Source organism: Candidatus Binataceae bacterium, assembly GCA_035500095.1.
Lineage (GTDB): Bacteria > Desulfobacterota > Binatia > Binatales > Binataceae > JAKAVN01.
In genome coordinates this window covers 73,293-88,571 of sequence record DATJXN010000129.1, presented here as the reverse complement: position 1 = coordinate 88,571, position 15,279 = coordinate 73,293, and the positions used below count along the sequence as shown (strand labels likewise).

9 protein-coding genes are annotated in these 15,279 nt (G+C 66.7%); 3 read left to right on the top strand and 6 right to left on the bottom strand.

Going from position 1 to position 15,279, the window contains the following annotated elements; all coding sequences use genetic code 11:
* Positions 1 to 36: 36 nt before the first annotated feature.
* Positions 37 to 2,199 carry an ABC transporter permease gene (locus VMI09_13850; GenBank protein ID HTQ25773.1) on the top strand — a complete coding sequence of 721 codons (2,163 nt, stop codon included), beginning with the start codon at positions 37 to 39 and terminating at the stop codon, positions 2,197 to 2,199.
* An 82-nt stretch (positions 2,200 to 2,281) separates the two neighbouring features.
* Here the strand turns inward: VMI09_13850 and acnA are convergent, their stop codons facing one another.
* The 4 genes from acnA to VMI09_13830 form a co-directional block, all read right to left on the bottom strand.
* Positions 2,282 to 5,047, bottom strand: a complete 2,766-nt coding sequence (gene acnA / locus VMI09_13845; protein ID HTQ25772.1) for an aconitate hydratase AcnA — start codon at positions 5,045 to 5,047, stop codon at positions 2,282 to 2,284.
* Between the two features lie 149 nt (positions 5,048 to 5,196).
* The gene (locus VMI09_13840; protein ID HTQ25771.1) at positions 5,197 to 5,694 is read right to left on the bottom strand and encodes a hypothetical protein; all 498 of its coding nucleotides are present in this window, start codon (positions 5,692 to 5,694) and stop codon (positions 5,197 to 5,199) included.
* Positions 5,695 to 5,759: 65 nt separating this feature from the next.
* Positions 5,760 to 6,224 carry a pyridoxamine 5'-phosphate oxidase family protein gene (locus VMI09_13835; GenBank protein HTQ25770.1) on the bottom strand — a complete coding sequence of 155 codons (465 nt, stop codon included), beginning with the start codon at positions 6,222 to 6,224 and terminating at the stop codon, positions 5,760 to 5,762.
* A gap of 13 nt (positions 6,225 to 6,237) precedes the next feature.
* Positions 6,238 to 11,004, bottom strand: a complete 4,767-nt coding sequence (locus VMI09_13830; protein ID HTQ25769.1) for a DEAD/DEAH box helicase — start codon at positions 11,002 to 11,004, stop codon at positions 6,238 to 6,240.
* An 85-nt stretch (positions 11,005 to 11,089) separates the two neighbouring features.
* Between VMI09_13830 and VMI09_13825 the strand changes: the two genes are divergently transcribed.
* Positions 11,090 to 11,602: a thioesterase family protein gene (locus VMI09_13825; GenBank protein ID HTQ25768.1), complete on the top strand. Its 513-nt coding sequence runs from the start codon at positions 11,090 to 11,092 to the stop codon at positions 11,600 to 11,602.
* A gap of 465 nt (positions 11,603 to 12,067) precedes the next feature.
* Here the strand turns inward: VMI09_13825 and VMI09_13820 are convergent, their stop codons facing one another.
* Both VMI09_13820 and thiO read right to left on the bottom strand, forming a co-directional pair.
* On the bottom strand, positions 12,068 to 12,415 hold the full coding sequence (locus VMI09_13820; protein ID HTQ25767.1) for a hypothetical protein: 348 nt from the start codon (positions 12,413 to 12,415) through the stop codon (positions 12,068 to 12,070).
* A 2-nt stretch (positions 12,416 to 12,417) separates the two neighbouring features.
* Positions 12,418 to 13,527, bottom strand: coding sequence for a glycine oxidase ThiO (thiO, locus tag VMI09_13815; protein HTQ25766.1), 1,110 nt, complete (start codon positions 13,525 to 13,527; stop codon positions 12,418 to 12,420).
* 215 nt (positions 13,528 to 13,742) lie between these two features.
* Between thiO and VMI09_13810 the strand changes: the two genes are divergently transcribed.
* Positions 13,743 to 14,903: an aminotransferase class I/II-fold pyridoxal phosphate-dependent enzyme gene (locus tag VMI09_13810; GenBank protein HTQ25765.1), complete on the top strand. Its 1,161-nt coding sequence runs from the start codon at positions 13,743 to 13,745 to the stop codon at positions 14,901 to 14,903.
* Positions 14,904 to 15,279 lie beyond the last annotated feature (376 nt).

Below are 15,279 nucleotides of genomic sequence, written 5' to 3'. Positions count from 1 at the left end.
TCGGCTGAAACTCGCCCGTCCCTGCTCGCGACACCGATGGCTGACGTCGTCATAAGCGTTTCGGATCTTCATCGAACCTACCAGCTCGGCGACCTCGAGGTGCGTGCGCTCTGCGGCATCAGCCTGGAGATCGAGCGCGGCGAATTCGTGGCGGTCATGGGCGCGTCGGGCTCGGGCAAGTCCACCCTGATGAACATCATCGGATGCCTCGACCGGCCGACTTCCGGACGCTACCTGCTCGAAGGCGTGGACGTCGCCTCGCTCAGCGAACCGGATCTCGCACGCATCCGCAGCCGGCGGATCGGCTTCGTCTTCCAGAGCTTCAATCTGCTTTCGCGCACGAGCGCGCTCGAGAACGTCGAGCTGCCGCTCTTTTACTCGGGCGACCCGGCGCACGGCGCGATGCGCGCCCGCGAGGTCCTTGCGCTGCTGGGCCTTGCCGGGCGCGAGCAGAGCCATCCCAATCAGCTCTCCGGCGGCCAGCAGCAGCGCGTCGCGATCGCGCGCGCGCTCATCAACAACCCGGCGATTCTGATGGCCGACGAGCCGACCGGAAACCTCGACTCGCGGACCTCGCTCGAAATCATGGCGACGCTGCAAAAGCTCAACCGCCAGGGCCTGACCATCGTGCTGGTGACGCACGACGCCGAGCTTGCCGCATTTGCGGCCCGCGTCGTGATGTTGCGCGACGGGCTCATCATCTCAGACCATCGGCAGACGCCGCAGCAGGCGGCGCCGGCGGCCCCGGCCGAAGCCGCGGCGCCCGCTTTGATGGCCGAAGCGGAGAAGTCCGCGCCGCTCGCCCATCGCGCTGTCCCGGAGTCTGACGCCGCGCCGCTTACCTTCGTGCTGATGGCGCTCAGGGCCGCCGCCCGGGCGCTCGCGCGCAACAAGCTGCGCTCCGCGCTCACCATGCTCGGAATCTTCATTGGCGTCGCCGCGCTGATTGCGATGGTCGCGGTTGGCCAAGGCGCCAACGAGGCGGTCGAGACGCAGATCGCAAGCCTCGGAAGCAATCTGCTGATCGTGACGCCCGGCACCACCACCTCCAACGGCGTCCGCGCCGGCGGCGGCAGCGTCTCGACGCTGACCGTGGGCGACGCCGAGGCGCTCATCAAGGATGATTGGCCGGTCGCCCGCATCAGCTATCTCGACCGGCAGATTGCCCAGGTCGAGTACAACCATCAGAACTGGAGCACCAATATCCAGGGCGTGACGCCGAGCTATCTGCCGATCCGCAACTGGACGGTGGCCGAGGGGCGGCCGCTCGAGGAAGACGACGAACGCACGGGCGCCCGCGTGTGCCTGCTGGGACAGACCGTGGTGCGCAACCTTTTTGGCGAGCACAGCGACCCCGTCGGCGCGATCGTGCGGGTCAAGGGCGTCGACATGCAGGTGATCGGCGTGCTCGAAGGCAAGGGCCAGTCAGGATGGGGCCAGGACCAGGATGACGTGGTGTTGATTCCGTTCAGCACGGCCGAGCGCAAGGTCCTCGGCGTCGCCGCGCCGCCGGCCGTCCCTTCGGGCGCGGCAACGCCTACCGTGGTGAATCCCTATGCAGCGGTGCCGACCGCGAGTTCTATTTACAGTTCCGACGCGAACCAGATGAGTCCGTTCGGCAGCCCGCCAAAACTTGCGGGGGTGGTGCATCTGATCTTCGTCGAGGTCAAAAGCCAGGCGCTCATTCCGGAGGCGATCGACCAGATTTCCGAGACGCTGCACACCCGCCATCATATCCAGCCCGGCAAGGACAACGATTTCGACGTGCACAACCTGAGCGCGGTGGTCGAGGCTGCCGAAGGCAGCAGCCGGATCATGGCGCTGCTGCTCGCCACCGTGGCCTCGATTTCGCTGCTGGTCGGCGGTATCGGGATTATGAACATCCTGCTGGTGTCGGTGACCGAGCGCACGCGTGAAATCGGCATCCGGATGGCGATCGGCGCGCGCCGCGTGCACATCCTGCTCCAGTTCCTGGTCGAGGCGATCCTGCTCGGGATGGTCGGCGGGGCGGGCGGAATCCTGGCCGGGGTCGGAGCGTCGCAGGCGATTTCGGCGTTCGCCGGATGGCCGACGCTGCTCTCGCCGGCGGCGATCATCGGCAGCTTCGTCTTCTCCGCCGCGGTCGGAATATTTTTCGGCTACTATCCCGCGCGTCAGGCCTCGCTGCTCAATCCGATCGACGCTCTCCGCTATGAATGAGCGGCGCGCCCGGGCCGGATGCTCGCCCGGGACTCTTCACGCGCGGCCTCATGCGCACGCGAGAGTCCTGCCCGAGTTCCGCTCACGCATGCAGCAGTTCCCGCAGCACGTACGGCAGGATGCCGCCGTGGCGGACGTACTCGACCTCTTCGGGCGTGTCGATCCGCGCCAAGACCTCGAACTCGCGCGTGCGGCCGCCGTCGCTGACGCGGACTTTGAGCCTCTGCCGCCGCGTAACGCCCGCCGCCAGCCCTTCGATCGAATAGCTCTCGCGTCCGCTGAGCTCCAGGCTCTGGCGCGTCTCTCCGCCGGTAAATTCCAGCGGCAGCACGCCCATCCCGACCAGGTTGCTGCGATGGATCCGCTCGAAGCTTTCCGCGATGACCGCGCGCACGCCGAGCAGCAGCGTGCCCTTGGCGGCCCAGTCGCGCGAGCTTCCGGAGCCGTACTCCTTGCCCGCGATTACGATTAGCGGGACGCCGTCGGCGCGGTAGCGCTCGGAGGCTTCGAAGATCGTCGTGCGCTCGCCGTCGGGCAGATGGACGGTGAAGCCGCCTTCGAGCCCGGGCACCAGTTCGTTGCGCAGGCGGATGTTGGCAAATGTCCCGCGCACCATGACCTCATGATTGCCGCGGCGCGCGCCGTAAGAGTTGAAATCGCGCGGCTGGCATCCATTGGCGACCAGGTACTTACCGGCCGGCGTGTCGGCCCCGATCGAGCCGGCGGGCGAGATATGATCGGTCGTCACGCTGTCGGCGAGCATCGCGAGTACCCGCGCATCCTTGATGTCGGAGACGGGCGCAGGCGTCGCGCCGATGCCGTCGAAGAACGGAGGCGCCTTGACGTAAAGCGAATCCTTCTCCCAGCGGAACAGGTTGCCCTCGGGCACCTTGAGCCCGCGCCAGCGCTCGTCGCCGTCGAACACCTGCCCGTACTCCTTGCGAAACATCGCGGAGTCGATCGAACCGGCAACCGCCGCGGCAAGCTCGCTGGTCGAGGGCCAGATGTCGCGCAGGTAAACCGGATTGCCCTCGGGGTCGTTGCCGAGCGAATCCCGGTTGGGATCGAAATCCATCGTACCCGCGATCGCGTAGGCGACCACCAGCGGCGGCGAGGCGAGATAGTTGAAGCGCACGACCGGGTTGATGCGGCCCTCGAAGTTGCGGTTGCCGCTCAGTACCGCGCAGGCGACCAGGTCGCCCTGCTTGACCGCGGCCGCGATCGCCTCGGGCATCGGGCCGCTGTTGCCGATACAGGTCGTGCAGCCATAGCCGACCAGGTTGAAGCGCAGGCGCTCCAAATATGCGAGAAGCCCGGCGCGCTTCAAATAGTCGGTAACCACCTTCGATCCCGGCGCGAGGCTGGTCTTGACCCACGGCTTGACGCCGAGTCCGCGCTCGACCGCCTTTTTCGCGAGCAGCCCCGCACCCAGCATCACCGACGGATTCGAAGTGTTGGTGCAGCTCGTGATCGCGGCGATTACCACCGCGCCCTGCGTGAGATCGAAGCGTTCGCCGCCCTCGCCCGTCACGGCGACGCGATGCGCGAGCGGCCCGAGCTCCGTGGGCGGTATCGCCTGATGCGGCGCCACTGCGGGCGCGCCACCCTCGTTTATCCAGCGCGCGACGACGGTCGGATCGACGCCGCTGTGATTGCCGACTTCCTTGGCGAGCTCGCGGCGGAATTCGCCCTTCGCCGCGCGCAGCCGCACCCGGTCCTGCGGGCGGCGCGGCCCGGCGATGCTCGGCTCGACCGTGCCCAGGTCGAGCTCCAGCGTGTCGGTAAAAGTCGGATCCGGCGAGTCCGCGGTGCGGAACAGCCCCTGCTCCTTGCAGTAGGCCTCGATCAACCGCACCTGCGATTCTGCGCGCCCCGAAAGGCGCAGGTAATCGAGCGTCTGATCGTCAACCGGGAAAAAGCCGATCGTCGCGCCATACTCGGGCGACATGTTGCCGAGCGTTGCACGGTCGGCGACGCTCAGGCTCCCCAGTCCGCCGCCGAAGTACTCGACGAACTTGTTGACCACGCCGCGCTTGCGCAGCATCTGCGTGACCGTGAGCACCAGGTCGGTCGCCGTCGCGCCCGCACGCATCGCGCCGGTAAACCTGAAACCGATCACCTCCGGAATGAGCATCGGGATCGACTGCCCGAGCATCGCCGCCTCGGCCTCGATTCCGCCGACGCCCCATCCGACCACCCCGAGACCGTTAACCATCGTGGTGTGCGAATCGGTGCCGAGCAGCGTGTCCGAATAGACCTGGCCGTCGGCCGAGGTGAAAACCACCGGCGCGAGATACTCGAGATTGACCTGATGCACGATTCCGGTGTCGGGCGGCACCACGCGGAAGCTGTTGAACGCGCCCTGGCCCCAGCGCAGAAAAAGGTAGCGTTCGCGGTTGCGCTCGGACTCCATCTCGGCGTTGATCGCGAACGATCTCGAAGTGCCAAAGCTGTCGACCTGCACGGAATGGTCGATCACCAGATCGGCGGGCTGGATCGGGTTGATTCGCGAGGGATCTCCGCCGAGACGCTTGATCGCGTCGCGCATCGCGGCCATGTCCGCAACCACGGGCACGCCGGTGAAATCCTGCAGCAGCACGCGCGCCGGCATGAAGGAGAACTCGCGTTCGCCCGGCTGCGGCTGCCACTTGCCGACTGCCTCGACCTGGTCGGCCGTCACCACCACGCCGTCTTCGCGGCGGAGCACGTTCTCGAGCATCACCTTGATCGAATACGGCAGGCGCGCAAGCGCAAAACCGCGCCTCTCCAGCGCCGCGAGGCTGAAGATCGTGTACTTGCGACCGCCGACGTTAAGCGCGCGCCGCGCGCCGAAAGTATTTTTTCCCATTTTTTCAGACCGAATCCTTTCCGCGGGCCCAATCCTTTCCGAAGAGTCCGCGCGTCGCACGCCATAAACGGCGCGCAACGCAGCTTTGTGGTCAAGTCAGGATAGCGTGACGCTTCGATCTTCGCCAAGGTACGGCGCCCGGACGCCGGCTAGGGCAATTCGCGCAGCACGGTGCCGTCGCGCGAGTAAAAGTCGAGCCCTCCGTCGCCTTCGGCATCCACCCCGAGCAGTTCGCGCGAGTGACCGCCGTTGTCCATCAGGCGCATGGCCGGAATGCCGTCGCTGCTGACTTCGATCGAAATTCTGAGCTTGTTGTAGGTATCGTAGAGACGAACGCTCGGCGCTCCCTGGTTGTCGATAACGATCTGCGCGCGGGGATGATTGTTGCGGTCGTACATCGAGAAGCCCGCCTGACCGTCGTCGGCGACGTCGAATTTCACGCGCGGTTTGCCGGCCGCATCGACCAGCACGAAGCCCGCCGCCGTTATGACTGGCGGCGCGGCCGCGCCGGCGCTCTTGTTGTCACCCTGTGGCGCTGCCGGTGCTGCCCTTACGGGCCGCGATCTGCAAACTGCATCAGTCAGGGCGCCGCCGATCAGGCCGCCCGCGAAAACCAGCACGCCGTAGAGCAGTAGCGTCTTTTTCATGGGGACGATCTCAGCCGCAGGCAGGACGTTAATGCAAGCTTCTTCCCGTCCGCGAGCAGGGCGGGTCAAGTGGAGCGGTCAGGCGGGCGCATCGCATAGACGCGCGTCAGCCTGACCTCGAGTTCGATCACCTGGCGCGGCTTTCCGCTCAGCGAGGCGCGCGCGGGGCGCAGGCTGCCTTCCACCTCGCGCGCGACGCCGTAAACGATCGCCGCCGCGCCGTCGGCGCGCCAGGTAGTGAATGCAACGCGTGGATTGGCTGCGATATCGCGCCGGCGCAGCGTGTTGTCATAGATCACCAGCCGCAACCGGGTGCCGTCGAGCCGCCCGTGAACCGGCGCAATATGCGGTCCGCCCCCCTCGCCCGTCGTGGCCATCGCGACCAGCCGAACGCTCTGCCAGAACTCCACGAACTCCGCCGCGCCCATCTGGCGCGCGGGATAGGCAAGCGAATCGGCCGCGGCAGGTCCGGCCGACGCGGCGCTGCGATCGATAAGCTGCTGCAATGCCTGCAGGTCCGTCGCTTCCATCAAAAAAGCCGGCTTACTTTGCCTGGCGGCCAATCGATGCGCGCGAAGGCGCGGGGCCGGGCAATCCGTCATAAACAAGGGCGCGGCCGTCCGAGTGGAACCCCATCGCGGCCATCGCGCCGACCCGCGCCGAGGCGAGCGCCGGCGCGCCGTCGATCGTCTCGACCGTCACTTTGCGCACCAACTCGATAAGCGCCGCCACCGCCGCTGAGAAAGGCTCGTCGTCGAGCCCGTCGCTGGTGACCAATGCTCGGCCCGTATAGCCGAGCATCACACGACCTCCCCTCAGCACGACGAAATTGCTCGCGTCCCGCGCAACTCCGCATCCGGGCAGGACCGCGCCAAAGGGGTTTGCCGGATCGGCGGCGCTAAGCGCCACCGGACGCTCTCGCGCCGTGGCCGGATTGCGAGCGGCCGCGAGCATCTCGAGCGCCGCGGGCAAGGCGTATTGCTCGCCCGCAAGCGCGCGGACGAAATAGCCGCGGCGAATCACGCCCGCATACTCCATCCTGCGGAGCGCAAACGAGATCTCCTGCCACGTCATCGGCTCGTTTTCCATTCCGAGCATCTCGCGCGTCACGATTCCGTTGCGCTTGAGCAGGAGTTCGGCGCGCTCGCGCGCCGCGTAGCGCCCAGGTATGCGTTCCGGTGCCCGCTCGCGCGCCCGCGCCTCGGTGCGCGCGCCAGAGCGGGAGCCGCGGCCGTCTGGCGCCGCCACAACGCCGGGCATCGCCGGATCAAATACCGCCCCGCTGGGCGCCGCCACCGCCGCCTGAGCGGCGGCGCCGGCGCCCAGCGGGGACCAGCGGCCGGTCACGCTCGAGCGCAGACGCGCGCGCAGCGCCGCGTCGTGGCGAGCGCGCCGATGGGCTCCCGGAGCCATCGCCCGCACCGCCTCGGGCGCCGACCAGAGCAGGCGCAGCGGCGCGAAGCTGTCGTTCGAGACGCGGCCGGCGGCCGCGAGCCGCCAGAGAGCGGCGAGCGCCGTCCGTTCGGCCAGGCCCGCGCGCTCGGCGAGCTGGTCGAGATATTGCGCGCCGCCCGCGGCAAGCGCGAGGAAGACGCGCTGCTCGTCGGGATCGGCGAGTTCGGCGGCGGCTAAAGCCGCCGCCGAACTCGCCCCCTCGTGCCTCGCCGTGCCCGCACGGCGACGCAGCAGAAAGGTGATTCGCGCGGGCACCTGGTCGCCGCCATCCTCGCCCGGCATCGCCGCCCACACGACCTCGCCGCCGAGGCAGAGCAGGTCGAGCCATTCGGAGCGATAACCGCGAATTCGCGCCGGCAAAATGGCGCGCTCCCACAGTTCGGGGCTGAGCGCAATGCCCGAGAGCTGCTCCAGCACTGCGGCGACCCCGGACTGATCGGCGTCAATTCCGGTTCCTCCGACGTGGTTCCAGCGCAACCTAAACGCCGCATACTCATGATCGGCGGCGGGCTCAACCTCGGAACGGAGACGGTTAAGCGTCAGGCGATGGATTTTCTCGAGGTTATAGCGATCGCACCATTGCTCGGGGCTCGCGGACGCCCCACCCCTTGGCGTGCGTTCGCCCATGCCCCCGAGCGCCGCACGGCGCGGTGTGAAATGACCGCGAAAAATCAGTCCCTTCGCCTCGAGCGCGAGCAGATGCTTCTCGAGCGCCGCGGGAGTCAGTCTGACCCGATCTGCGAGCTCGGCGATTTCGACCGGCCCCGACGTCGCCATCGCGCGCCGGACGATCTCTCGTTCCGCCTCGTCGGTTTCTAGAGCGGGCGCGATTGATTCCGCCGCGGCCGGCGGCGCGGCCGCGTGCCGTTCAAAAATCGCTTCCGGATATGCTGCGGCGAAGATCGAAGCGTCCTCGCCGGCGACCAGCATCTCAGGTGCTCCCGCTGAGAAGCGCGTGCGGATCACGCGTCCCTCGCGCTCGAGCGCCGAGAGCATCGCACTCGCGTCGCCTGCCACACACTCGTCGAGCGCCGCGGGCGCAAGCGCTCCGTGCGCTCGGATCAATTCGTAAAGCTCGTCGCGGTCGCGTGCGCGGCGCGCCATCGCCCGCCCGCCGACCTCGGCCTCGACGCTCTCGACCGCGTCCGCGGCGAGCATCGCGGAAAGGTCCTCGGTGCGCAGCACGTCCTCGGCCATCGCACGATTGAGCGAGACCGTGCGGCTGCGGCGGTTGGCGCGCTCGCCGTCGTCGAGGAACGAGTAGTCCCACGCGAGCAGGACGCGATGGGCGAAAACCGACGGTGCGATCGCATCAACCGCGACCACCCGCGTCCTGCCCTGCTCGATCGCGCGCAGGAGATCCTCGATGCGGGCGATGTCGGTCGATTCGGTCAGACACTCGTGCATCGTCTCGGCGGTGATGAAATGATCGGGCAATTCTACGTCGGGTGGGCGGTTTTCCAGGCATGCCTCGCGTCCGGGAAAGATCGCCGCGGCGATTTCCTGCGCGCGCAGGCGTTGAATCCATGCCGGCACCCTGCGGCCGCGCGCCGAGCGCATCACCGCGAGCGCCCGCGTCGCGACGTGGCGCATTCTGACTTCGAACATCGGTGCGGCGAGCAGCGCCTGCTCGAGCACGTGGCGCACCGTGCGCGGCGAAAGCATCGCCATCAGCGATTCGAGGGGAAAGCTGTGGCGCGCGTTGAGCGCGAGCAGCACCGCGTCGTCGATCGCCGAGGCCTGGATCTCGAAGTCGAACGACTGGCAGAGGCGTTTGCGGATCGCGAGCCCCAGGCCGCGGTTAACCCGCATCCCGAGCGGCGAATGAATTACGACCTGCGTGCCGCCGAGGCCGTCGAAGAAGCGCTCGACCACGATCGTGCGTTCGTCGGGAATCGCGCCGAGAGCGCTCTCGCCGCGGCGCACGTAGTCGATCGCCTGGCGCGCCGCGCGTTCGTCCATCGCGCATTCCCCGGCAAGGAGTTCGGCGGCTCGGACCTCGCCGCCGTCACGCCCGAGACGCGCGGAGATTTCGCCGCGCAGCGCCGAGACCTCGGCCGAGAGCGCAGGCGAGCGGCCCGCCGCCTCGGTCTCCCAGAACGGCAGCGACGGTGCCATCCCCGGCGCCGGTTCGACCAGGAAGCGGTTGCGCGAGATTCCCAGCACCCGCCATGGCATCGAGCCCAGCGCAAAAATATCGCCGCGCGAGGATTCCTGGGCGAAGTCCTCTTCGACGTCGCCGATCTTGCGCCCCTGGGACTCGATCACGACGTCGAGATTGCCGCTTTCGGGAATCGTGCCGCCCGACGTGATTGCGGCCATCCGTGCGCCGCGGCGCGCGCGCACGCGGGCGCCGATGCGATCGTAAAATATCTTCGGCGCCGCGCCCCGGATCCGCGCCGGCAGCTCGGTTGCCATCTGTTCGAGCAAATGAATCAGGGCGGCGCGGTCGAGATTCGGAAAGTTGTACGCGCCGCGCAGCAGCCGCAGCAAGTCGGCCTCGCCGATTTCCTCGTCCTCAGCGGCGATCGCGACGATCTGCTGCGCCGCGACGTCGAGGCATCCGGTCGGAATCTCGACCTCGTCGAGCCGGCTGTGGCGGATAGCCCGCACCGCCGCCGCGCACTCGAGCAAGTCGTCTAGCGTGAGCGCGAAGAACCGCCCCTTTGGCGTCGCGTCGAGCCGATGGCCGGAACGACCGATGCGCTGGATCGCGGCCGAGATGCTCTTGGGCGTATCGATCTGGCAGACCAGTTCGACCGCGCCGACGTCGATCCCGAGTTCGAGCGACGCGGTCGCGACCAGCGCGCGCAGTTCTCCGCGTTTGAGCCGCTGTTCCGCCGCCAGACGCTCGGCGCGCGCGAGGCTCCCATGATGGGCCAGCACGGCGTCGTTGCCGAGGCGCTTTTGCAGATTGAGCGCGATCCGTTCCGCCCAGCGCCGGCTCAGGGTGAAGACGAGGGTTGTGCGATGCTCCCGCACCAGCGCGGCGACGGCGTCGTACATCGCCTCCCAGTGCTGATGGGTCGCGAGCGCGCCGAGGTCGGGCCCGGGCGCCATCACCTTCAGGTCCATCGCGCGGGCGCGGGCATCGGCGCGCACGACTTTGACGGGCCGGGGGCGGCGCACACCCGCGTCATCGATCTCGCCGCCGGCGAGAAATTCGGCCAGCCGCTCGATCGGATTGAGCGTCGCCGAAAGGCCGATTCGCGCGGGACGCGGAGCGCCGTTCGCCCGGACCATCCGTTCGAGCCGCTCCAGCGTGAGCATCAGATGAGCGCCGCGCTTGTTGGGCGCAAGCGCGTGTAGCTCATCGACGATCACGTGGCGCACGGCGCTTAAGCTTCGACGAAAGCGCGCCGAAGTCAGCAGGATGAAAAGCGATTCGGGCGTGGTGACCAGGATATGAGGCGGCCGGCGAAGCATCGCGGAGCGCTCGTTGGCCGGCGTGTCGCCAGTGCGGAGTCCCGCGCGCACCTCGAGTATCGGGCGGACGGCTTCATCGGGACGTCCCGCGGCCGCGGCCAGGCGATGCGCCGTCTGGCGAATTCCGACCAGCGGATCTTCGAGGTTAATCCGGATGTCGTTGGCGAGCGCCTTGAGCGGGGAGACGTAAAGCACCGAGACGCGGTCGCCAAGCGCGCCGCGCTCGGCGTCGCGAAAGAGGCGATCGATCGCCCACATGAACGCGGCAAGCGTCTTGCCGCTGCCGGTCGGCGCGCAGAGCAGCACGTCATGGCCGGGGTGCGAATCGCATTCGGCGATCACCGGCCATCCCAGCGCCTGCGCGGGCGAGGGAGTTGCAAATCGCTCGGCGAACCAGGCGCGAACCGCTGGATGAAAAGCGTCGAGCACTGAAATCATCTCCCGATACTTATAGCATCTGGTTCGATCTATCCGGCAGGGCTGGCCGCAAGCACAAGGAGGCGCGCCGCGCAAAATGACTTTCCCCTATTCTCTTCCCGAACTCGACCTGAACGCTCCACTGGATCGCTACCGCGCCGTCGTCCTTCCCGAATGGATCGATTCATATGGCCACATGAACATGGCCGTGTACGTAACCGTCTTCGATCAGGCCGCTGACGTGCTCTGCGCGCTGCTCGGCGTGGGCCCGCTCTACACCGAGCATCAGATCGGCATGCTGTTCGTGCTGGAAACCCATCTGGCGTACGCACGCGAGGTCCGTCTCGGCGCGCCGCTCAGGGTCACCTCGCAGATTCTCGATCACGACGCCAAGCGCTTGCACCTGTTTCATCACATGTACCACGGTGAAGAGGGATGGGCGGTCGCGACTAACGAAGTGCTCATGATCAACGTCGACTACAAAACCCGGCGGACGAAGCCCTGGCCGGACGAGACAATGCGTCGGCTCGGCCTGATGGCGACGGCGCATGCGGCGCTACCCAAGCCAGAAAACGCCGGCCGCGTCATCGGGATCAAAAAATCCGCATGATCTCTCGATAATTTGACACGTTCTATCGGCCTGTCTGCCGTTGAGATAACTGGTCGATAGTTGAGAACTATCTTGACCTCTTTATTAGCGTCTATTAAACTTATGGCGTGATTTGAAGAGGTGCGACATGGCAGCAATAGATGAACTCAGGATTCGAATAAATGACGCCAGGTCCGGAAGATCCGACCGGGGTCCGACTATAACCGAGTACATCCTAACCGCGGCGCTCATCGCGGTAGTCCTTTATAGCCTCTACACGACCCTCACAGGCCACGGCGCCTGAGCGGAAGCCTCCGGCCCGCTTGGCCTCGGCCCCCCCTGGGCTTCTTTCATCCGCGGAGAAACCTCTGCCGCCTCTGCCGGCCCCGCAAAACACTTGCAGGTAAAGCGCCCTACTCCGGTGGAAGTTGCGGCAACCCGCGCTGAGCAGGACGACCGAGAGACGGCCTGAGGACAGGCGGGAGTCTACGGCTTCATCAGTTCAGGCAGGCGGGCCGTGAAGTCGCTGCGCGACAGCGTCATCTCGAACCCGGCCTCGCGCGCAGCCCCGAGCGCCTTAAGGTCAACGTGCGATGCGAAGCCAATCAGCCGTGCGGCGGGCGCCGCGGCGCGCATCGCGCCGGCCGTCTCGACCGCCGGGAAAAGCGGGTCGGCGAGATCCACGAAGATCATCGCAGGCGCCTGTTCCTGACATCGCGTGCCGGCCTCATTCAGAGAACCGGCATAGGCGACGTCGACACCCACGGCATGAGCGACCGCGTCCACCTTGGAGCGAAAGAACAGGTCGTGCATCAGGCCGAGAATTCGAGCCATGGCTATTGCTCCCTGAAGCGCGCGGCGGAAAACGCGCTCAATTCCACTGCGGGGCTGCGCCCCTTCACCAGGTCGGCGAGGATCGCGCCGGTAATTGCCGAGAGCAGGATGCCGCTGCGAAAGTGGCCGGCGGCCCATAGCACGTTGGCGACGCTCGGCGAGGGGCCAAGCACGGGCAGCAGGTCGCGAGTCGCTGGGCGCAGGCCGGCCCACGCCTCGCGGAAGGCGGCGCCGCAAAGCGCGGGCGCGATCGCGACCGCACCGCGCGCGATCTTGTCGATACCGGCCAGGGTGACGCTCTTGTTGTAGCCCGCCTCCTCCATCGTTGAGCCCGCAAGCAGACGGCCATCGCGCCGCGGCACGAGGTACCCGCGCAGCGAAAAGAGCGCGGGGCCGATCGTGCCCGGTGCGACGTCGAAGCATACGATCTGCCCGCGCACGGGATGCAGTTTCACCCGGTCGGCCTCGAGGCCGCGAATCTCTCCCGCCCACGAACCGGCCGCGTTGATTACAACGTCGGCCTCGCGAATCGAGCCATCATCCATGACCACGCCGCTGGCGCGCTCGCCTTGAAGCGCCAGCGCCTCGACCCGCGCGCTCTCGACGAATTCAGCGCCCGCCTTGCGCGCAGCCGCGGCATAGGCCTGCGTGAGTTTGCGATTGTCGGTGCGCCGGTTGGTCGGCATGTGAATCGCGTAAACCGTCTCCGGCGAGAGCATCGGCTCGATCCGGCGCGCTTCGGCGCCGCTCAACTCCTCGAGCGTCGCACCGGCGCTGCGCTGCCACTTCGCGCGGCGCTCGAGTTGAGCGCGCTCGTCCGCGTCCAGCGCGACGTAGAGAATGCCCGCTGGGTCGTATTCCGGATCGACGCCGCCGTCGCGCACGAGGCGCTCGACGGTCGTCTCGAAGACGTCGCGCGCCTTCATGCAAAAATCGAAGAATGGGCCGGGACCCTCGGCCTCGGCTTGCGGCGCGATCATTCCGGCCGCCGCCCACGACGCTTCCTGGCCCACGCGGCCGCGCTCGAGCACCGTGGTGGCGACGCCTTCGGCCGCGAGCCGCCAGGCCACCGAGCATCCGATGATACCGCCGCCGATAACGATCGCCTTCAATTTCGTTGCGCTCCCTGCTCCTTCATGCCCGCGCAGCCGCGTTTGGAACCTTAAGCTTAGCCGCGCGCGAAGCGGCACGAAAGGCGACGGCCGGAGCAGTGTGAAATCACCATCCATGATGCTAAAAGAGCAAAAATTCCCGCTTCAGCTCGTCCAAAGCGGCGGATCTTTTCCGGACCGCGGTTGTATCGAGCTGCCGCCCGCCGAGGTGCGCCATGTCGAAGGTTATCCGGGCAATCGAAACCAAACTGATTCACGCCGGCGAGCCCGACCCGCTCATCGGCGGCGCGGTCGCTATGCCGATTTTCCAGTCCGCGACCTTTGCCTATCGCGGCGAGCAGAATTACCACGACCTCCGCTACATCCGGCTGAGCAACACGCCGAATCACGACGTGCTGCATCGCAAGCTGGCGGCGCTCGAAAATGCAGAGGCGGCGCTGGTGACGGGAAGCGGGATGGCGGCGATTTCCGCCACATTGCTCGCGCTGCTCGGCGCGGGCGACCGTCTGCTCGCCCAGGATTGTCTGTACGGCGGCACTCACGACCTGCTGACGGCCGACCTGCCTGCGCTTCAGATTGGCGCCGACTTCATCGACGCCGGCGACCCGGCGTCGTGGCGCGAACAGCTCACTGGGCGCACGCGCGCGATCTATGTCGAGACGGTTTCCAACCCGCTGATGGGTGTGGCGAACCTGCGCGCGGTGGTCGAGTTCGCCGCGGCCCACGGCCTCGTGTCGATCATCGACAACACCTTCGCAAGCCCGGTCAATTTCCGCCCGGCGGAGGTCGGCTTCGACCTGTCCTTGCACAGCTGCACCAAGTACTTAAACGGCCACTCCGACATCGTGGCCGGCGCGGTTATCGGACGCGCGGAGTTGGTCGAAAAGGTCTCGCACAAGCTCAACCATCTGGGCGGCGTTCTCGATCCGCACGCCTGCTTCCTCCTTCATCGCGGGATGAAAACGCTTGCGGTGCGAGTGCGTTATCAGAACGAGAGCGCGCTCAAGATCGCGCGCTTCTTTGAGGCTCATCCGAAGGTGCGGCGGGTCAAGTACCCGGGACTCGAGAGCAGCCCCGACCATCCGCGCGCCCGTGAGCTGCTCGACGGTTTCGGTGGGATGCTGAGCTTCGAGCTCGAAGGCGGCGTGGCTGCCGCGGAACGGTTTATCGACCACGTGACGCTGCCGATCTCGGCGCCGAGCCTGGGCGGCGTCGAAAGCCTGATCACGCGGCCGGCAACGACGTCGCACTCCGGGATGACGCCGCAGGAACGCGCACGCGCGGGAATCGCGGAAGGATTGATCCGGTTCTCGGTGGGTCTCGAGGCTACCGAAGATCTGATCGAAGACTTTACGCGTGCACTCGCTGCCTGCTGAATACTGGTTCCTCGTGGTTTCTCGCCCGCGGCGCCGATCGTGCTTGAGAAATTGCGCGACGTTGGCAACTTCCAGAGTTTGCGTCTTTCTCGAGACGGTGACTGCCGCTCGATGTATCATTTCCGAGGCATAGTTCTCGGTCCTGTAACGATCGAAGCCGTCCCTTTCGCCAGTTGGCGTTATTTTGCACGGGAATATCCTTTGCACGGATTAGGCTGCGAAACGGGACCGTCGCGCTTGTTACTGCGAATTGCTACTATACGGCGGCTCTTGCGCCTCGATGTATCGATAGGCAGGAGCAACGGAGCATCGTCAATGGCGGTCAGGAAACGAGCGCCGGCCGATTCCAGCATTGACGTGGGAACTTCTGCTGATA